The 16823-nt window shown below is 74.9% G+C and carries 24 protein-coding genes; 13 read left to right on the top strand and 11 right to left on the bottom strand.

From position 1 onward, the window contains the following. The first annotated feature begins 40 nt into the window (after positions 1-40). Positions 41-1678 carry a DUF222 domain-containing protein gene (locus ACWIX7_RS19570; protein WP_448618076.1) on the top strand — a complete coding sequence of 546 codons (1638 nt, stop codon included), beginning with the start codon at positions 41-43 and terminating at the stop codon, positions 1676-1678. 433 nt (positions 1679-2111) lie between these two features. On the opposite strand, the gene ACWIX7_RS19575 is transcribed toward ACWIX7_RS19570, so the two are convergent. Continuing rightward, positions 2112-2384 carry a hypothetical protein gene (locus ACWIX7_RS19575; protein WP_448618077.1) on the bottom strand — a complete coding sequence of 91 codons (273 nt, stop codon included), beginning with the start codon at positions 2382-2384 and terminating at the stop codon, positions 2112-2114. A gap of 87 nt (positions 2385-2471) precedes the next feature. After that, complete coding sequence (locus ACWIX7_RS19580) at positions 2472-2981, bottom strand: N-acetyltransferase family protein (RefSeq protein ID WP_448618078.1); 510 nt, start codon at positions 2979-2981, stop codon at positions 2472-2474. A gap of 195 nt (positions 2982-3176) precedes the next feature. Here ACWIX7_RS19580 and ACWIX7_RS19585 point away from each other — a divergent pair, with 195 nt between their 5' ends. After that, complete coding sequence (locus ACWIX7_RS19585; RefSeq protein ID WP_448618079.1) at positions 3177-3314, top strand: hypothetical protein; 138 nt, start codon at positions 3177-3179, stop codon at positions 3312-3314. Positions 3315-3323: 9 nt separating this feature from the next. Here the strand turns inward: ACWIX7_RS19585 and ACWIX7_RS19590 are convergent, their stop codons facing one another. Then, positions 3324-4073 (bottom strand): alpha/beta fold hydrolase, encoded by a 750-nt coding sequence (locus ACWIX7_RS19590; RefSeq protein WP_448618080.1) that lies wholly within the window; start codon positions 4071-4073, stop codon positions 3324-3326. Continuing rightward, positions 4070-4201 (bottom strand): hypothetical protein, encoded by a 132-nt coding sequence (locus ACWIX7_RS19595; RefSeq protein ID WP_448618081.1) that lies wholly within the window; start codon positions 4199-4201, stop codon positions 4070-4072. The genes ACWIX7_RS19590 and ACWIX7_RS19595 overlap by 4 nt, the downstream gene beginning before the upstream one ends. A gap of 111 nt (positions 4202-4312) precedes the next feature. On the opposite strand from ACWIX7_RS19595, the gene ACWIX7_RS19600 reads away from it, so the two are divergent. The 4 genes from ACWIX7_RS19600 (at position 4313) to ACWIX7_RS19615 (ending at position 7393) form a co-directional block, all read left to right on the top strand. Further along, positions 4313-4951: a ClpP family protease gene (locus ACWIX7_RS19600; protein ID WP_448618082.1), complete on the top strand. Its 639-nt coding sequence runs from the start codon at positions 4313-4315 to the stop codon at positions 4949-4951. Continuing rightward, the gene (locus ACWIX7_RS19605; protein ID WP_448618083.1) at positions 4948-5541 is read left to right on the top strand and encodes a TIGR03086 family metal-binding protein; all 594 of its coding nucleotides are present in this window, start codon (positions 4948-4950) and stop codon (positions 5539-5541) included. The genes ACWIX7_RS19600 and ACWIX7_RS19605 overlap by 4 nt, the downstream gene beginning before the upstream one ends. A 125-nt stretch (positions 5542-5666) precedes the next feature. Further along, positions 5667-6077: a YciI family protein gene (locus tag ACWIX7_RS19610; RefSeq protein WP_448622171.1), complete on the top strand. Its 411-nt coding sequence runs from the start codon at positions 5667-5669 to the stop codon at positions 6075-6077. Further along, positions 6074-7393, top strand: a complete 1320-nt coding sequence (locus ACWIX7_RS19615; RefSeq protein ID WP_448618084.1) for an RNA polymerase sigma factor — start codon at positions 6074-6076, stop codon at positions 7391-7393. The genes ACWIX7_RS19610 and ACWIX7_RS19615 overlap by 4 nt, the downstream gene beginning before the upstream one ends. A 4-nt stretch (positions 7394-7397) precedes the next feature. Here ACWIX7_RS19615 and ACWIX7_RS19620 read toward each other — a convergent pair whose 3' ends face one another. After that, positions 7398-7544, bottom strand: coding sequence for a hypothetical protein (locus ACWIX7_RS19620; RefSeq protein WP_448618085.1), 147 nt, complete (start codon positions 7542-7544; stop codon positions 7398-7400). Continuing rightward, positions 7541-8056, bottom strand: a complete 516-nt coding sequence (locus ACWIX7_RS19625) for a hypothetical protein (protein WP_448618086.1) — start codon at positions 8054-8056, stop codon at positions 7541-7543. Before ACWIX7_RS19625 ends, ACWIX7_RS19620 begins: the two co-directional genes overlap by 4 nt. A 138-nt stretch (positions 8057-8194) precedes the next feature. On the opposite strand from ACWIX7_RS19625, the gene ACWIX7_RS19630 reads away from it, so the two are divergent. The 3 genes from ACWIX7_RS19630 (at position 8195) to ACWIX7_RS19640 (ending at position 10173) form a co-directional block, all read left to right on the top strand. Beyond that, positions 8195-8836 (top strand): hypothetical protein, encoded by a 642-nt coding sequence (locus ACWIX7_RS19630; RefSeq protein ID WP_448618087.1) that lies wholly within the window; start codon positions 8195-8197, stop codon positions 8834-8836. Between the two features lie 306 nt (positions 8837-9142). Next, positions 9143-9655 carry a MarR family winged helix-turn-helix transcriptional regulator gene (locus ACWIX7_RS19635; protein WP_448618088.1) on the top strand — a complete coding sequence of 171 codons (513 nt, stop codon included), beginning with the start codon at positions 9143-9145 and terminating at the stop codon, positions 9653-9655. Further along, entirely contained in the window at positions 9652-10173 is a 522-nt protein-coding gene (locus ACWIX7_RS19640) for an SgcJ/EcaC family oxidoreductase (RefSeq protein WP_448618089.1), read from the top strand. Before ACWIX7_RS19635 ends, ACWIX7_RS19640 begins: the two co-directional genes overlap by 4 nt. A 15-nt stretch (positions 10174-10188) precedes the next feature. On the opposite strand, the gene ACWIX7_RS19645 is transcribed toward ACWIX7_RS19640, so the two are convergent. Further along, entirely contained in the window at positions 10189-10344 is a 156-nt protein-coding gene (locus ACWIX7_RS19645; RefSeq protein ID WP_448618090.1) for a hypothetical protein, read from the bottom strand. Between the two features lie 93 nt (positions 10345-10437). On the opposite strand from ACWIX7_RS19645, the gene mgrA reads away from it, so the two are divergent. Beyond that, positions 10438-11469, top strand: a complete 1032-nt coding sequence (mgrA, locus tag ACWIX7_RS19650; protein ID WP_448618091.1) for an L-glyceraldehyde 3-phosphate reductase — start codon at positions 10438-10440, stop codon at positions 11467-11469. Positions 11470-11472: 3 nt separating this feature from the next. Here the strand turns inward: mgrA and ACWIX7_RS19655 are convergent, their stop codons facing one another. Then, the gene (locus ACWIX7_RS19655; protein WP_448618092.1) at positions 11473-11946 is read right to left on the bottom strand and encodes an SRPBCC family protein; all 474 of its coding nucleotides are present in this window, start codon (positions 11944-11946) and stop codon (positions 11473-11475) included. A gap of 40 nt (positions 11947-11986) precedes the next feature. Between ACWIX7_RS19655 and ACWIX7_RS19660 the strand changes: the two genes are divergently transcribed. Then, a complete protein-coding gene (locus ACWIX7_RS19660; protein ID WP_448618093.1) occupies positions 11987-12940 on the top strand; it encodes a hypothetical protein in 954 nt (317 codons plus the stop codon). A 75-nt stretch (positions 12941-13015) separates the two neighbouring features. Here the strand turns inward: ACWIX7_RS19660 and ACWIX7_RS19665 are convergent, their stop codons facing one another. The 3 genes from ACWIX7_RS19665 to ACWIX7_RS19675 form a co-directional block, all read right to left on the bottom strand. After that, positions 13016-14203 carry an MFS transporter gene (locus tag ACWIX7_RS19665; protein WP_448618094.1) on the bottom strand — a complete coding sequence of 396 codons (1188 nt, stop codon included), beginning with the start codon at positions 14201-14203 and terminating at the stop codon, positions 13016-13018. After that, complete coding sequence (locus tag ACWIX7_RS19670) at positions 14200-14724, bottom strand: MarR family winged helix-turn-helix transcriptional regulator (RefSeq protein ID WP_448618095.1); 525 nt, start codon at positions 14722-14724, stop codon at positions 14200-14202. Before ACWIX7_RS19670 ends, ACWIX7_RS19665 begins: the two co-directional genes overlap by 4 nt. Before the next feature lie 141 nt (positions 14725-14865). Further along, positions 14866-15387, bottom strand: a complete 522-nt coding sequence (locus ACWIX7_RS19675; protein ID WP_448618096.1) for a DinB family protein — start codon at positions 15385-15387, stop codon at positions 14866-14868. Positions 15388-15480: 93 nt separating this feature from the next. On the opposite strand from ACWIX7_RS19675, the gene ACWIX7_RS19680 reads away from it, so the two are divergent. Continuing rightward, positions 15481-16488 (top strand): helix-turn-helix transcriptional regulator, encoded by a 1008-nt coding sequence (locus ACWIX7_RS19680; RefSeq protein WP_448618097.1) that lies wholly within the window; start codon positions 15481-15483, stop codon positions 16486-16488. Next, positions 16485-16664, top strand: coding sequence for a hypothetical protein (locus ACWIX7_RS19685; protein WP_448618098.1), 180 nt, complete (start codon positions 16485-16487; stop codon positions 16662-16664). Before ACWIX7_RS19680 ends, ACWIX7_RS19685 begins: the two co-directional genes overlap by 4 nt. Positions 16665-16823 lie beyond the last annotated feature (159 nt).

Genomic DNA, 16823 nt, shown 5'->3' on the forward strand with positions numbered 1-16823 from the left:
TTCTCTTGCCCCTTGATAAGTCGAACGTATGATCGATTGCATGGACGACGGTGCGCAGACCAGCACCATGGGTGCTGCTGCGCCCACCGTCGGCTGGGCGTCGGGTCCGCTGGGTGCGGTGCAGGCCGCGGCGCGGGAGATCGCCCGGCAGACGGCGGTCAAGGCATGCGCGGTGGCGGCGTTCGCCGCCTCGCGGCCGGCGTCGGCGGACCGGCAGCAGGGTGAGCGGGGCGCGATGTCGGCCGAGCGGTGGGCGGCGCGTCCGGAGCTGCTGCGGTCGGTGTCGGAGTGCGCGACACCGGAGCTGGCGATGGCGCTGAACCTGACCCAGCAGGCCGCGGAGAAGGAGCTGGAGCGGTCGCTGACGCTGGTGCACCGGCTGCCGGGGACGCTGGCGGCGCTGGAGTCGGGGTTGTTGCACGCGGGGCATCTGTGGCACCTGATCGACAAGGTCGCCCCGATCGCCGACGAGGCGCTGCGGGCGGAGGTGGAGGCCGATCTGCTGGGCTGGGTGGCGAAGCGGCACCGGGTGACCTCGCCGGCGCAGCTGGGCGACAAGGCCCGGAAGGTGGTGGCCCAGCGGGATGCCGCCGCGGGCGGCCGCCGGCTAGCCACGGCCTTGAAGGAGCGCGGGGTCTCGATCCGCCCGGACCGGGTGGAGGGCATGGCGCTGGTGAGCCTGTACTGCACCCTGCCCGAGGCGCGGGCGTTCTACGGCGCGCTGGTGCAGTGCGCCGAGGCGGTGGGGGACGAGCCGGGCGGTCCGGTGCGCACCCGCGGGCAGAAGATGGTCGACGCGCTGCTGGAGCTGGTGCTGCGCCCGGGGGAGTCCGAGCTGCCGCCGGTGCGGGTGCTGCTGACGCTGGTGGCCTCGGTGGCCACCATGCTGGGTGGGGACGCCCCGGCGGAGCTGGACGGGGAGCTGCTGCCGGCGGAGATGGCCCGCCGGCTGGCCCGCGCCTTCGCCGGCCAGCCGCCGATGCCGGACGCGGCCTCGGGCGAGCCGGAGCCGGTCCGGCCGACCGCCGAGGTCACGCTCCGGCCCGACGTGGCGTGGCAGGAGGCCGAGCAGGCCGAGCTGGCCGCCTGGTGGAACGAGGTGGAGCGCCGTCTGCTGGTCGGCGAGCTGGCCGACGAACCCGACCGGGGTCCGGACCCGCGGCCCGGTGACGCCCGCGGAGCAGACGACGACGGTGTCGACGGGTGGCCCGATCCGGGGATCCCGTGCCCGTGGGCCGCCGAGGACACCGGTGCCGAAGCGCCCGGCAGCAGCCGACCGCCAATCACCGAGCACCGCCGAACACTGACCCGGCACCGTCACCGGACACCGCTCCAGAGCCGGACGCGCCTGCGCCGCGGTCGGGCGGTGGCTGGTGGGCGGCCGCGGACCGGGCGGTGCAGGAGGCCGGTGCGGCGGTGCACGCCGCCCGGATGGCGCTGGGTCACGCCTCCCGCAGCGTGCGCACCGCGACCAAGGTCGACGCCGCGACCGAGGCCGGCTGGCGGGCGAGTGCCAGTGGGCGGGCCGATGCCGCCACCGACGCGCTCGGTGCGCTGGCCGCGGCGGCGGACGCCCAGCGGGAGCAGCTGGCCGACCTGCTGGACACCACGGCCGGGGGTGGGCTGGCCGACCGGCCGCGCCTGGCGCTCACCGACGCGGTGTCCGGGGCGCTGCTGACGCCGACCGACCTGCCCGGGCTGCGCCGCACCGGCAGCTGCGGGCGGCCGGCCTGCCGGCGCCGGCCGCAGACCTGCAGCCACGACCTGACCGGCCGCCCCGGGCTGGGCAGGCCCGGGCCCACCGACGGCTACGCACCCGGTGCGGCGCTGGACCGGTTCCTCCGCGCCCGCGACCGGCGCTGCCGGTTTCCCGGCTGCCGCCGCCGCGTGCCCCGGGCCGGCGAGCTGGACACCGGCCCCACGCCCGGGGTGGGGAGACCGCCGCGGCCAACCTGGCCGGCTACTGCACCGGCGACCACCGCGGCAAGCACCAGGCCCCCGGCTGGACCCACGACCTGGCCCCCGACGGCACCCTCACCGTCACCACCCCCACCGGCCTGACCGCCGTCACCGAACCACCGCCCTACTGAGCGATGCCCGGCGCCGTCGCCTCAGCCGGCAAGCGCATCCCGCAGCAGCCGCTGCTCATCGAGCACGTACGTCGCCGTCCCGCGGACGTGGCCGCACACGGTCGCCAGCACCACCGCGGGGAGGAAGTTCGCGCTGCTGTTGACGAGGGGGAAGACGTCCCCGGCCGCGGCGCCGATCTCCCCGGCCTGTCCGAGCGCGTAGGCCGCGGGGCGCTCGTAGCCGTCGATCGCGGCCTCCATCCGCTCACGCGCGGCCGCGATCTCCTCGGGCGTCGTCCATCGTTCGTCCGTCACGGCGTGCAGTCTCCTGACCCGTCGTCCCGCTGGTACGGCGGGCCATGCCCTCACGACGGACCGGGATCGGCGCCCACCGGGGGCTGCTCATGCAGGCTGCAGGGACACGGCCATGAGGACGTCGTCCACGTACCGGCCATCCAGGAAGAACTCGCCGCGCCGCACGCCCTCGACCACGAAGCCGCAGTCGGCGTACAGGGTGCGGGCGCCGGGGTTCGTGGCCAGCACGTTCAGGGTGAGCCGCCGCGCGCCGCGCCGCCGGGCCTCCTCGACCGCAGCGACCAACAGGGCCCGGCCCACGCCGCGGCGCTGCACGGCCGGGTCGACCGCCAGCCCGTTCACCTGGAGCACGTGCCGATGGGACGGCAGGGCAGTGGGCCGGCGCAGTCTCACGTAGCCGACCACCGCGCCGTCGAGCTCGGCCACGAGGACGTCCTCGGGCGGGTCCTTCTCGAAGAAGTCGACGTCCTCCGGCCACAGCGGCGCGGGGGCCACGGCCGGAGACCACGTCACCCGGTCGAGGGCCGCGAGCCGGCGCTCGTCGTCCCTCCTGGCGGTCCGGACGGTGACCACCTCGCGCCTCCGGACTCCGCCCACCCGGCGACGCTAACCGGCGGGGATCAGTCCGGCCCGGCCGAGAGGTCCCAGATGCGGGACGACCAGGACCGGAGGGCCCGATGACCGGGGTGGTTGCCGGGATGACGGTGTCGCTGGACGGCTTCGTGCAGGACGCCGAGGGCAGTGCGGCCGCGCTGTACACCGACCTCGCCGAACTGCAGGACCCCCCGGTACATGCAGGCGATGCAGGACGAGACCGGCGCCGGGCTGCGGCTGTTCGACGGCACGACACCGGTCGCCCTGGATGAGCCCGGTGTCGACGACATCGGCGCACGGACCAGCCTGCGGTTCCGGGGGCTGCGGTGGGGCTGAGCCGGCGCGTCAGAGCCGAGCCCAGAAGTGCTCGAGGACGGCGGCTGCACGCTGCGGGTCCTCCACCATCCACCAGTGCCCGAGGCCGTCGAGCACCTCGACCCGGGCACCGGCGCGGGCCGCGGCGCGGTGCCGCTGGGCGTCGGTGCCGACGAAGGAGTCCTCCGACGGGAGCAGCGCCAGCCCGGGACGGGCGGCGGCGGCCTCCAGCGACCGGCCCGCATCGGCCATGGCCGGCTGGGCCGCCGAACGGTAGAGCGCCAGGATCGCGCGGCCCATGTCGTCGTCCTGCCCTGCGGCCACCTGCTCCGCGACGTCCCGGGGGAGACCGAACGAGACCAGCCGCGCGGTCTTGTCAGCGAGGCTGCCGCCCAGCATCTGCGCGATCGAGTTCTCGCCGACACCCGGCTGCTGCAACGCCTGCGCCAGGTCGTGCCACACGTAGTCCTCGTCGAAGATGCCGATCGCGTCGCTGACCCAGCTGCGCAGCAGATCCGGCCGCGCCATGGCGACGTTCACCACGTGGGCGCCACCCCAGTCGTGGCCGACGAGGTCGACCGGCTCGCCGATCCGCTCGAGCTCCCCGACCAGCCAGTCGCGGTACTCGGGCATCGTCGCCCCGAAGTCGGCAGGCAGGGGAGCGCCGAAGCCGGGTGGGGCCGGCCGGACGACGTCCCGCTGCAGGGAGCCGACGAGCGGGTCCCACAGCGCCGGGGTCTCGGGGTTGCCGTGCACGAAGACGGCGGGCGGGGTCGTCACGGGATCTCCTCCGCGGGGTCGGTGCCGGGGTGCGACGGCCGCAGCCTGCCCCATCCCCAGAGGACGGCGGGACGCCGGACGTCCCGGCCGCACCGGACGACGTCGTCGACGGCCGCGGTCAAGACCATTTCACTCAAGGCACAAGAATTGCGCGAATGGCGAGATGCGCCATTTCGGCCGCGCATTTCGTCGTGCGCGTTGCTTGACTCCGGACCACCAGTCCACGGAAGGGGTCGGCCATGCACGTTCTCACGCCCACCAGCGCCGGCGCACCGTTCCTGCGAGCAGGGAACGGGCACGCGTCACTGCACGACGCCGTCTTCGACCGCCTGCTGCGGGAACGCATCGTGTTCCTCGGCAGCCAGGTGGACGACGACATCGCCAACCAGATCTGCGCGCAGATGCTGCTGCTCTCGGCCGACGACCCGCACCGCGACGTCCACCTGTACATCAACTCGCCGGGTGGCTCGGTCAGCGCCGGGATGGCCGTCTACGACACCATGCGTTTCATCGACTGCGACGTCGCGACCTACTCGTTCGGGATGGCCGCCTCGATGGGGCAGTTCCTGCTCACCGCGGGCACGCCCGGCAAGCGGTTCTCGCTGCCGCACACGCGGATCATGATGCACCAGGTCTCGGCGGGGGTCGGCGGGACACAGTCGGACATCACCATCCAGGCCGACATGCTCCGACGCCTCAAGCGGGACATCGACCAGCTGCAGGCCGAGCACTCCGGGCAGAGCGTCGAGCAGGTCGAGCGCGACTCCGACCGCGACCGCTGGTTCACCCCCGAACAAGCCCGCGAGTACGGCCTCGTCGACCACGTCGTCGCCTCGGCCGGGGCGCTGCCCGTCCCCGGCCCGGTCGGCGCCCCGTGACCCGGCCGGACGACGCGGTCGCGCGGTACCTGCGGGCGCTCGATCGGCTCGACGCCGTCGTCGACGCCGTCCCGGCGGAGCGCTGGGTCGCACCCACGCCCTGCTCCGGCTGGTCGGCCCGCCGGCTGGTGGGCCACCTCGTCGACGGGCAGGGCCAGGTGCTCGCGATGCTCGCCGGAGAGGGACCCGTGGCGCCGGTCACCGACCCGGAGGCACTCGGCACGCTCGCCGGGCCGGACCCCGCCGGCTCGTGGCGACGCGCCCACCAGGCGGCCGTCGCGGCGCTGGACGGTGCCGCACCCGGCGCCGTGGTGGCCACCCCGCTGGGCCCGCGGACCGTCGAGCAGCTCCTCGGTATCGCGCTCGTCGAGCCCGTCGTCCACACCTGGGACCTGGCGACCGCGACCGGACGTCCGGCCGACCTCGATCCCGACGCCGTCCGGGCCCTCCTGCCCGGCGTCCTCGCACTCGGCGGGCAGCTGCAGGCCACCGGCATGTACGGGCCGCCGGTCCCCGTGCCGGACGACGCACCGGCGCAGGACCGGTTGCTGGCCGCGCTCGGCCGCCGGCCGTGCCGTCCACCCGCCTGAGCGAGGCGGTGGGTCGGCGTCGGGATCCCTCGAGCGTGGTGTCGATCCGGGGGGGCCGCCGTTCGACCGAGGGGTGAGAGGGTCCGACGGGGACCCGGGATCGGTAGGAGACCACCGTGAAGTACATGCTGATCATGCGCGCGACCGACGAGACCTACGCCGCCTTCCAGGACGTCGACTTCACCGAGGTCATCGAGTCCATGGGCCGCTTCAACGACGAGATGATCCGGGCCGGTGTCCTGGTCGCGGCCGAGGGGCTCGACGACGCGGCGAAGGGCGTCGTCGTCGACTACTCCGTGGAGCCGCCCGTGGTGACCGACGGCCCGTACGGGGAGACCAAGGAGCTGTTCGGCGGCTTCTGGATCCTCGACGTGGCCTCGCTGGAGGAGGCCGTCGAGTGGGCCAAGCGGGCACCGATGGCCGGTCCGGGCAGCAAGACCGAGATCCGCCGCGTCTCCAGCATCGACGAGTTCCCGCAGGACAACGAGTGGATCCAGAAGGAGCGGGCGTGGCGGGCGGCGACCGGACAGCTGTGAGCCGTCCGGGGGGTGGCCCCGCGGCCACCCCCCGGGCCGCGGGCGGCCGGGAGGCGGTCGAGGCGGTGTGGCGGATCGAGTCCGCACGCATCACCGGGACCCTGGCCCGGTACACCGGGGACTTCGCACTGGCCGAGGACCTCGCCCAGGAGGCACTGGCCGAGGCGCTGGTCGCCTGGCCCAGGGACGGCGTGCCGCGCGAGCCCGCCGGGTGGTTGCTGACCGTGGGACGACGCCGCGCCATCGACGCCTTCCGCCGCCGATCGGCCCTCGACGAGCGGTACGCCGCCCTGTCCCGGGACCTCCCCGAGGGTGGCGCCGTCACCGGGGCGGCCGCGCCCGACGTGGCGGGACCGGACCGGGACCTGCTCTGGGACCCCGACCGCATCCACGACGACGTGCTCGCCCTGGTGTTCACCGCCTGCCACCCGGTGCTCTCGCGCGAGGCCCGGGTCGCGCTCACCCTGCGCGTGGTGAGCGGTCTGACCACCGACGAGATCGCCCGGGCCTTCCTCGTGCCGACCGCCACCGTGCAGGCGCGGATCACCCGCGCCAAGAAGACGCTCGCGGCCGCACAGGTGCCGTTCGAGGTGCCACCGCCCGAGGAGCGCCGCGTGCGGCTCGGCTCGGTGCTCAGCGTGCTGTACCTCGTCTTCACCGAGGGCTCGACGGCCACCTCCGGGAGCGAGTGGATCCGGCCGGACCTGGCCCGCGAGGCGGTCCGGTTGACCCGCGTGCTGGCGCAGCTGGTGCCCGACGAGCCGGAGGTGCACGGCCTGCTCGCCCTCCTCGAGCTCACCGCCGCGCGGTTCCCGGCGCGCGTGGGCGACGACGGCGAGCCGGTCCTGCTGGAGGCGCAGGACCGCCGGCGGTGGGACCGCGCGGCCATCCGGCGCGGGCGGGCGGCGCTGGCGCACGCCGGCCGGGTCGGCCGCGGCCTCGGCCCCTACGGCGTGCAGGCCGCGATCGCCGAGTGCCACGCGGTCGCGCCGTCGGTCGAGGAGACGGACTGGGAGCGGATCGTGCTCCTCTACGACGTGCTCGGCCGGCTCGCGCCGTCCCCGGTCGTCGAGCTCAACCGGGCGGTCGCCGTCTCGGTCGCCCGCGGCCCGGCGGCCGCGCTCCCGCTGGTCGACGAGCTGGCGCGAGGGGACAGCCTGGTGGGCTCGCACCTGCTGCCGAGCGTCCGGGGCGAGCTGCTCGCGCGGCTCGGCCGGTTCGACGAGGCGCGGCACGAGATCGAGCGTGCGGTGCAGCTCTGCGGCAACGAGCGGGAGCGGGAGCTGCTCCGCCGCAAGGCTGCGGCCTGGGCCTGACCGGCTACGCGCCACGGGACTCGGCGAGACGCCGCATCCAGTAGCGGAACCAGTCCTGGCCGTAGGGGACGTAGACCCGGGTCGGGACGTCGCGCCGCCGCAGGTCGCCGAGGACGTCGGGCCGCACGCCCAGGAGCTGCTCGACGGTCACCGGTCCCGCCAGCAGCAGCAGTGCCTCGCGCAACCGACCGTCGTGGGTGGCCATCGACCACTCGGCCCGCCCTCGGGGGAGCGGAGCAGGTAGGCCTGCACGGTGGCGCCGAGCCGGTCGGCCAGGCCGCGGCCGGCGACGTCGAGCACGCAGGACAGGACGGCGTCGGTGCGGCGGGCGTCCTCGGCGCCGACCTGGAGCCGCCGGCCCGGCGGGAGGACGGCGGTGATCGCCGCGAGCCGGTCGGCGGTGCCGGCCGGGTCCACGTCCAGGGCCAGGTGGCTGAGGTCGACCGAGAGCCAGGCGTCAGCCGGAGGTGCGGGCAGCGCGGCGGCCAGCGACCGGTACTGCTCGACGACCGCCACGGCGGTGTCGACGTCGGTCACCAGCTCGCCGAAGAGGTCGACGCTGACGCCGTGCCCGTCGGCCAGCAGCCGGTCGGCGACGGCGAGGGCCTCGGTTGGAGGCTCTGCTGACGCGGCACCACAGGACCGCCCCGAGGCCTGCGTCATCGAGCAGCGCCCAACGGCCGATCCCTGCGGGGATCGCCGAGCTCGTCGTCCGACCGGGTGAACCCCACCGACGAGCCCGGCGGCCGGCCGCACGCCCTGCATACCTTCTGCGCGTAGCTGACCGCCTCGGAGGTGACCATGCGCCGTCCTGTGCTGATCGCCGTTGCCTGCCTGGCCTTGGCCGGGTGCGGTGGTGGCTCGCCGTCATCGGCTGACTGCCAGGACCAGGCGTTCTACGACGAGAACACCGAAGCCTGCCTGGACGTGGTGCGCGACTCCGTCGGTGAGGCGATCGCCGAGGAGGAGGCCAACTCGGCAGCGGAGGAGGTCGACCGTGCAGGCGAGGGAGTGCCGGTTGTGGAGGGCCCTGTCACCGAACCGGGCACCTTCCCCGGTGACCTCACCGCCGAGGTCGTCGACGTCACCACCGCTGCCGAAGCCGACCCCTACGACTCTGTCAACGACACTCGTGTGCTGGTGACCGTCCGCTTCACCAACACCGGCACCGAGGCGTTCGCCTGGAGCAGCGACCCGAACGTCATCGACGCCGGCCCGGACGGGGACCTCCTCTACGGGGAGAACCGCTTCCCGGCCCACGCCTACTACAACGACCGGAACAACCTGCCTACGCAGCTGGTGCCGGGCTCGTCGGCGGAGTGGACCGGGCTGTTCTACATGCCCGGCGCCGAGCTGGGCACGCTCGCTGTCTCGGTGTCGCCCGAGCGCGGCACCTTCCAGCCATGGACGTTCACCGGGGTCGAGACCCTGGCAGCCGGCTAGAACCGCACGAGCCACAGCCGGGTCACAGCACAGCCCCGCGGCACACCCGCCAGTTGGCTCCTGATCGGCGGGTGGCAACGATCGGCCCGACAACCCGTTGGCACACCGAGCGGTGGGCCGGCAACTTGTCGCGCATCGCCCGCGCCGAGAAGGGCCCTCGCAGGCGCCGCGTCACACGACCGTGGTCGCCACCGCACGGATCGCGAGCCGACGCCGACCCGGGCTGTGGTCACGCCCTGTGGAACGTGACGATCCCACCTTGGCTGGTTGTAAACTCGCTTACCTACTGAGTGAGTGAGGTGGGAAGTGAGCCCACATGTCGAACGTGGACGTGCGTACCTGGCCCGGATCGCGCGCCGGTACAGCACGGCCACGGTGCTGTACCACCACGCCGTCGCCGAGCGGCTCGGCCTCGGGCCCTCCGACCACAAGTGCCTCGACCTGTTGCTGCAGCACGGCGAGCTCACCGGCAGCCGGCTCGCCGCGATGACCGGTCTCACCACCGGTGCGGTCACCGGTGTCGTCAACCGGTTGGAGGCGGCCGGCTTCCTGCGCCGCCGTCCGGACCCGGACGACGGTCGACGGCAGCTGCTCCAGCCCGTACCGGAGCGCGTGGAGGAGGTCGCCGCCGTCTTCGAGGAGCACGGGCCGGACCTCGACCGCCTCACCGCCGGGATGACCCGCGACCAGGTCGACGCGGTGCTCACCTTCCTGTCCCGCGCCACCGACGAGCTCGAGGAGTGCGCGATCCGCCTCCGGGCCCGGGCGCTCCTCGTCGGTGCTCCCACCCGTCCGGAACGAGCGGAGGACACCCGATGACCGTCGTCGACAGCAGCGCGGACGCGGCGCTGCACGAGCTGTTCGACCGCATGTGTGCCGCCTGGACAGCAGGCGACGCGGCCGCCTACGGGGACTGCTTCACCGAGGACAGCGACTACGTGTCCTACGACGGCACGCACGCGCGCGGTCGTCAGGCGATGGTCGACAACCACCACCGGCTGTTCACGGGCGTGCTGAGCGGCTCGGCACTCGTCGGCCGCGTGGAGTCGGTCCGCCACCTGCGACCCGGCGTCGCCGTCCTGCACGCGACCGGCTCCGTGCTGATGCCGTGGCGCTCGAGCCTGCCGGGGCGGCGGCTCTCACGGCAGACGCTGGTCGCCGTGGAGGAGGGCGGCGCGTGGCGGCTCGCTGCGCTGCACAACGGCCGGGTCCGGCCGGTCACCATCCCGGGGCCGGCGTCCGTGCCGTCCAGGATGTCCCGGGCGCTGACCGCGGCGGCCCGCGCCCTGGGCGTCGGGCACCCTCCGGGGCGGGGAGGGCGAGCGCTGCGGGTCTGAGCTCCCCGTGGGTTCTCAGATCCGGGTGTCCCGCTTGCCCCAGCCGACCGCGGCGGTGAGCACGAACAGGACCAGGCCGACCACTGCGAGCCAGAACAGGCCCTCGATCACCGCGCCGATGACGGAGACCACCACCCACACCACCAGCAGGAACCCGACGAGTCGCAGCACGGCGCACCTCCGGTGGAGCGGGGACCCGGTCGCCCGAGCGTAGGTCCGGAGGCCCCCGGTTCGGGTGTCCGCGCGCCGGGCAGGATCGCGGCCATGGCCTACACCGCAGCTGACGACCGCTACGACTCGATGACCTACCGGCGCACCGGCCGCAGCGGCCTGGACCTCCCGGCGGTCAGCCTCGGTCTGTGGCACAACTTCGGGGACGACGTCCCCTTCGACCGGCAGCGCGCGATCCTGCGCCGCGCCTTCGACCTCGGCGTCACCCACATCGACCTGGCCAACAACTACGGCCCCCCGTACGGCAGCGCGGAAGTCAACTTCGGCCGGCACCTGGCCGACGACTTCCGCCCCTACCGCGACGAGCTGGTCGTCTCGACCAAGGCCGGCTACGACATGTGGCCCGGCCCGTACGGCCAGGGCGGCGGCGGGCGCAAGTACGTCCTCTCCAGCCTCGACCAGTCGCTGCGCCGGATGGGCCTGGAGTACGTCGACGTCTTCTACTCCCACCGGCCCGATCCGACCACGCCGCTCGAGGAGACGATGGGCGCACTGCACAGCGCCGTCCAGGCCGGCAAGGCGCTCTACGTCGGCATCTCGTCGTACTCCCCGGAGGACACCGCCAAGGCGGCGGAGATCCTCGCCGACCTGGGGACGCCGCTGCTGATCCACCAGCCCTCGTACTCGATGCTCAACCGCTGGATCGAGACCGAGGGACTGCTCGACACCCTCGAGGACGTCGGCGCCGGCTGCATCGCCTTCTCCCCGCTCGCGCAGGGGATGCTCACCAGAAAGTACCTCGACGGCGTCCCGGAGGGCTCGCGCGCCAGCCAGGGCAAGTCGCTGTCGACCGACCTGCTCACCGAGGAGGCGCTCGGGCACGTCCGTGCGCTCAACGGCATCGCCGAGCAGCGCGGGCAGAGCCTGGCCCAGATGGCGCTGGCCTGGGCGCTGCGCGACCCGCGGGTGACCAGCGTGCTCGTCGGCGCCAGCAGCGTCGGCCAGCTGGAGCAGAACATCGGCGCGCTCGAGCGGCTGGACTTCACCGACGACGAGCTCGCCGCGATCGACCAGCACGCTGTCGACTCCGGCATCGACCTCTGGGAGGCCCCCCGCACGGCGTGATGGTCAACCACGGCGTTCGACGAGCGCGGCGAGCCGGTCCAGGGCCATCCGCCAGCCGAGCTCGTTGTCCGCGGGGGCCACGGCGTCGGGCACCCCGTCGTGGACGGCGGTCAGCTCGGTACCGCCGTCCGGGGTGTCGGTCAGCGTGATGGTGCTGGTCATCTCGGCCTGCAGCGCGGGGTCGGCGGCCTCGAAGACGTCGACCTCGACGACCAGCTCGTCGGGGACCAGGCGGACGAAGCGGCCGCGGTAGGTGTCGGTGTGCGCGGTGGTCTTGCCCCGCGGCCCGGGCTCGTCGTAGGTGAGCGAGACGCGCAGCGTGCCGCCCTGGCGGGCGTCGAACTCGTGCACCTGGCACGTCATGCCGTCGGGCACCTTCCACCGTGCGACGGCGCCGGGGTCGAGCAGCGCCCGGTAGACCGCAGGCCGCGGCGCGTCGACGTGCCGGCTCACCCGGGTGGTGATCACGGCGGCCATCGTGCCCGAGTGCCACCGAGGGCGTGGCAGGGTCGGCCGCGTGGATCTCGACGCGGTGGCCGACGAGCTGTACGCGGTGCCGCCCGACGAGTTCGTCGGGGTGCGCAAGCAGCGCCAGGAGGACGCCCGCGCGGCAGGGAACCGGACCCTCGCGCGGGAGATCGGTGCGCTGCCCAAGCCGACCGCGGCCGCCTGGGTGTGCAACCTGCTGGTGCGCGAGCAGCGTGCGGAGATCGAGGGGCTGGTCGAGCTCGGCGACCTGCTGCGGCAGGCCCAGGAGGACCTGGCCGGCGACCAGCTGCGGGTGCTGGACCGCCAGCGCTCCCGGCTGCTGACCGCGCTCACCCGTCAGGCGGCCGCACTCGCCCGGGAGAACGGCATGCGCGTCGGCAGCACCGTGGAGACCCAGGTCGCGGACACGCTGCGCGCGGCGATGGCCGACCCGGAGGCCGGCGAGGCGCTGCTGTCGGGCCGGCTCACCGGTGCCATGTCCCACAGCGGCCTGGGGACGACGGGCAGCCGGCCGGTGCTGCGGCTGGTGCCGACGCGGCCCGAGCGAGAGGGGACCGGCGGCCGGTCGCGCCCCGGCACCGCCGCCCGCCGGCGCCGCGACGAGGACGCCCGGCGGGCCGCGGAGGAGGCCCGCCGGCGCGAGGAGGAGGCGCGGCGGGAAGCCGAGGAGCGCCGGCGGCGCGAGCTCGAGGAGGCGCGCCGCGCGGCCGAGGAGGCCACCGCGCTGGCCGCGGAGGCCGTCGCCGCGGCCGAGGAGGAACGGCACCGGGTCGACGACCTCGACGCCCGCCGGGCCGACCTGCAGGCGCGGGTGGAGGAGCTGACCGACGAGCTGGCGCGCACCGAGGAGGAGGCCGCGCAGACCGCCGAGGAGCTCAAGCGGGCCGAGCGGCACCGGCGCACCGCCGAGCGGCGCGCCACCGAGGCGACCGCCGCCCGCGACCGCGCGGTGACCGCGCTGCGGGCGCTCGAGGAGGGCTGAGCCCCGGGTTTCCCGCCGGTGGTCATCGGCGAGTGGCTGCTCGACACGCCGGGCGCGCTGGCCACCCGCTGGTGGTCACGCTGGTCGGGGGGCCGAGGAACGGCGTCCCGCGGGGTGCAGCAGCCCGATGGTCGCGGCGAGTGGTGCGCACGCGACGAAGACCGTGGCGAGGCCGGCCTCCCCGGCGACGACGCCGGCCAGGGGCGGGCCGAGGACCAGTCCGAGGGACATGGCCAGCATGGCGGTGACGATCCCGGTGGCGGGGGCTCGCGGTACGAGGGCGTTGCTCCAGATCAGGAGCAGCCCGATGACCGCGATGAAGCCCGCGCCGTAGAGGACCGCCGAGAGCAGGACGAGGCCGGGCGCCGCGGCCAGGAGCAGGCACGACGCGGCGAGCGTCGACGCCGTGGCCGCCAGCAGGCGGGGGAGCGAGGTCCTGGCCAGCAGCGCCCCGACGAGCCCCCCCGCGACGCCGCTGATCCCGACCAGGGTCTGGAAGACCCCGCCGCTGACCTCGCCCAGCGGCGCCTCGGCGGTGGCGACCTCGACACCGAAGGTCGCGTAGCTGCCGGCGACGAGACCGGCGAGGAACGCAGCGAGCAGCAGCCGCCCACCCTGCTCCCGCGCCACCGCCACCAGGCCTTCGGCCCCGGTGCCGCCGTTGGTGTGGTGGATCCCGCGGGGCAGGGTGCGCACCGCCCAGATCGTGGCCAGGAGGGCCACGGCGGCGAAGGCCGACCACGCCACCCGCCAGGACCCCGTGGCCAGCAGGCTCACCGGCCCGGCCACGGCGACGCCGTAGGCGGTGCCCGAGTTGATGACCCCGTGACCGCGTGCCCGCCGGTCCACGGGCAGGTGCTCCTCGACCGCGGCCACGTAGGGAGGCCACACCAGAGCCGGGCTCGCGCCGGCGACGACGACACCGACTCCCAGGGTCAGCGGCCCGGTGGCCGCGGCGCACACCGCCATCCCCGCGACGGCGGCCGCCCCACCCGCCATCACGGTCGTGCGTGGCCCCCACCGGGACAGCAGAGCGGGGCAGGCCAGGGAGGCGACCAGGTAGCTGCCGTACCCGGCCCCGCCGATGACGCCCAGCTGGCCCAACGACAGCTCCAGGGAGGTCCGCATCTGCGGCAGCAGGAGCCCGTAGCCGTAGCGCGCGAGACCGAAGGCGACCGCCACCACCGCCAGTCCGGACCCGATCAGCGCCCACGGTGGGACACGCTCGGCGTCCGGCGCGCTGACGGCCGGGCCGCCGTTCACGCCGGCACGCCGTCGTCGGGCGGCCAGCAGTCCAGCGGGCAGCCCGGCGCCTGTCGGCAGGCGGTCACGTCACACAGCCGGCAGGTGCGCAGGACCTCCGTCCGGCTGCTCGGCAGAGCGGTCACGAGGTCCGGGAGCAGGTGCTCGAGCGCCGAGCGCTGGTCCTCGCCGAGGGCCTCCACCGTCTGGCGCACGGCTTCCTCCCGGGCGTGCAGCACCCGCCGAGCCGTCTCCGTGCCCGTCCCGGTCAGGCGCAGCAGGACGGTGCGCCGGTCGGTGGGGCTCGGCACGCGGGTGACCAGACCCTGGGCCGCGAGGCGGTCGACCAGGCGCACGCCGCCCGAGCCGCCCACCCCCACGACTGCGGCCAGGTCGGACACGGAGGTCTCCGGATGGCGGCTCAGGTGCACGAGCACCGCGGCCGCCGCGCCACCCGCACCGCATGCCGCCTCGGTGGCGGCTGCCACCCGATCGGCGACCGCCAGCGCGAAGGCACCCACCAGGTTCGTCAGCCGCTCCATGCAGCCATCTTATGACTGACTCAGTCATATATCTACCCGCGATGACGGCTGCTGGTCGACGAGGACCCGTGCCGGGCGTCCTCCGGGGCGTCCGGCACGGCCGGTCACCCCGGGCGACCCCGCGGCTGTGGCTCCGGCGGCTCAGCCCATCGTCTTCTGGCCGTCCAGGGACTCGCGCAGGATGTCGGCGTGGCCGGCGTGCTGGGCGGTCTCGGCGATGATGTGCACGAACACGCGGCGGGCCGAGCGGGTCGCGCCCGGCTCGAACCACGGCGCCTCCGGCAGCGGGTGCGAGGCATCCAGGTCGGGCAGCGTGCGCACCAGCTCGTCGGTGCGCCGGGCGATCTCCTCGTAGTGGGCCAGCGTGCCCTCGAGCGTCTCGTCGGGCCCCAGCCGGAACTCCTCGGCCCACTTCGCCATCTGCTCCGGGTCGGTGGCCGAGGCCATGGCCGCGGGGCCGTTGACGATGAAGTCCACCCAGCCGGCCTCCTGGGAGGCGACGTGCTTGACCAGGCCGCCGAGGGTGAGCTCGCTGGCCGTCGGACGCAGCCGGGCCTGCTCGTCGGTGAGGCCCCGGACGGTGAACCGGAGGAAGTGCCGGTGCGCGGCCAGCGCCTCCAGCAGGTCCGCCCGCTCGCCGGTGAGGGTCGTCGTCGTGTCCATCGGATCCGCCTCTCGGTGTCCTCTCGCTGACGAGGACCAGGCTAGGGAGGACAGCGGCCGGATCCTGACCGCAATGCACGGCAGGATCTCCACATGACCGATCCGTCCGCACGGACCCTGCGGCTGCTCTCCCTGCTGCAGCAGCGCCGCTACTGGGCCGGCCCCGACCTCGCCGACCGGCTCGGCGTCTCGGTCCGCACGCTGCGCCGGGACGTCGACCGGCTGCGCGAGCTCGGTTACCCGGTGGAGGCCCAGCGCGGCGTCGACGGCGGCTACCAGCTCGCCCCGGGCGCCGCCCTGCCACCGCTGGTGCTCGACGACGAGGAGGCGGTGGCGCTGGCCGTCGGCCTGCAGACCGCCGCCCAGAGCGCCGTCGCGGGGACGGCGGAGTCGTCGGTGCGGGCGCTGGCCAAGGTCGTGCAGGTGATGCCCACCCGGCTGCGGCGCCGGGTGGAGGCGCTGCGCGCGGTGACCGATCCCGCGCCCTGGGCCGGCCCGCAGCAGCTCGTCGACCCGGAGGCGCTCACCGTCGTCGCCCAGGCCTGCCGCGACTGCGAGCGGCTGGACTTCGCCTACACCGCCGCCGACGCCACCCCGTCGGACCGTCGCGTCGAGCCGCACCGGCTGGTCACCCTCGGCCGGCGCTGGTACCTGGTCGGCTACGACCTCGATCGCGGCGACTGGCGCATCTTCCGCCTGGACCGGCTGGCCCGGCCGCGGCCGACCGGGGCCCGGTTCGCGCCGCGGCGGCTGCCGGCCGAGGACGCCGTCGCCTTCGTCCGGGCCGGCACGGTCGCGGTGACCTCCGCGACGCCGGTCGAGTTCCTCGTCGACGCGCCCGCCGACCGGGTGCGGGCGCGGATCGGGCGGTGGGCGCGCGTGGAGGACGACGGCCCGGGCCGCAGCCGGGTGCACATGGCGGCCGACGGGCTGGACTGGCCGGCGTTCGCCATCGGCACCCTGGGTGCCGAGGTCACCGTCGTCGCACCGCCGGAGCTGCTGGACCTGCTGCACGAGTGGGGACGTCGGCTCGGCAGGGCCGGTTCCGTCGTACCCCTGGACGAGCATGGGCACCGTCCCACCGAGGGGAGGTCGCCATGACCCGCACCGATGCCAGCGTCGAGACGCTCGACCTGGAGATCGCCATCGCCCACATCGCGCTCGGTGTCGCCCGCAGCGCCGCGGCCCGCAGCCCGTCGGCCGAGAACGCGCGGCGCGTCGCCGAGGCCGAGGCCGACGTCGACGCCCTGCTCGACGAGCGCCTCGCCGCCGCCTGAACGACGGCCTCGCTGCCGCCGTCCGAAGCCCTTCGGGCGGCCCCCTGCAGGGCCGGCCCCGTCCAGGGCACCGCCCCGAGCCTGGCGACGTGCTGGAACGGCTCCCCTGCAGGGTCCCGCCGCGAGCCTGCGAGTGGCGGGGGGCAGGGGAGTCCTTCA

It is taken from the genome of Geodermatophilus sp. URMC 65 (assembly GCF_053502545.1).

Coding starts and splice junctions, on each gene's coding strand:
- ACWIX7_RS19625 (WP_448618086.1), bottom strand. CDS start 8,056: ATGACGCAGGCCTCGGGGCGGTCCTGTGGTGCCGCGTCAGCAGAGCCT.
- ACWIX7_RS19595 (WP_448618081.1), bottom strand. CDS start 4,201: ATGGTCTTGACCGCGGCCGTCGACGACGTCGTCCGGTGCGGCCGGGAC.
- ACWIX7_RS19610 (WP_448622171.1), top strand. CDS start 5,667: ATGCTGATCATGCGCGCGACCGACGAGACCTACGCCGCCTTCCAGGAC.
- ACWIX7_RS19630 (WP_448618087.1), top strand. CDS start 8,195: ATGCGCCGTCCTGTGCTGATCGCCGTTGCCTGCCTGGCCTTGGCCGGG.
- ACWIX7_RS19585 (WP_448618079.1), top strand. CDS start 3,177: ATGCAGGCGATGCAGGACGAGACCGGCGCCGGGCTGCGGCTGTTCGAC.
- ACWIX7_RS19600 (WP_448618082.1), top strand. CDS start 4,313: ATGCACGTTCTCACGCCCACCAGCGCCGGCGCACCGTTCCTGCGAGCA.
- ACWIX7_RS19680 (WP_448618097.1), top strand. CDS start 15,481: ATGACCGATCCGTCCGCACGGACCCTGCGGCTGCTCTCCCTGCTGCAG.
- ACWIX7_RS19640 (WP_448618089.1), top strand. CDS start 9,652: ATGACCGTCGTCGACAGCAGCGCGGACGCGGCGCTGCACGAGCTGTTC.
- mgrA (WP_448618091.1), top strand. CDS start 10,438: ATGGCCTACACCGCAGCTGACGACCGCTACGACTCGATGACCTACCGG.
- ACWIX7_RS19670 (WP_448618095.1), bottom strand. CDS start 14,724: ATGGAGCGGCTGACGAACCTGGTGGGTGCCTTCGCGCTGGCGGTCGCC.
- ACWIX7_RS19655 (WP_448618092.1), bottom strand. CDS start 11,946: ATGGCCGCCGTGATCACCACCCGGGTGAGCCGGCACGTCGACGCGCCG.
- ACWIX7_RS19570 (WP_448618076.1), top strand. CDS start 41: ATGGACGACGGTGCGCAGACCAGCACCATGGGTGCTGCTGCGCCCACC.
- ACWIX7_RS19675 (WP_448618096.1), bottom strand. CDS start 15,387: ATGGACACGACGACGACCCTCACCGGCGAGCGGGCGGACCTGCTGGAG.
- ACWIX7_RS19685 (WP_448618098.1), top strand. CDS start 16,485: ATGACCCGCACCGATGCCAGCGTCGAGACGCTCGACCTGGAGATCGCC.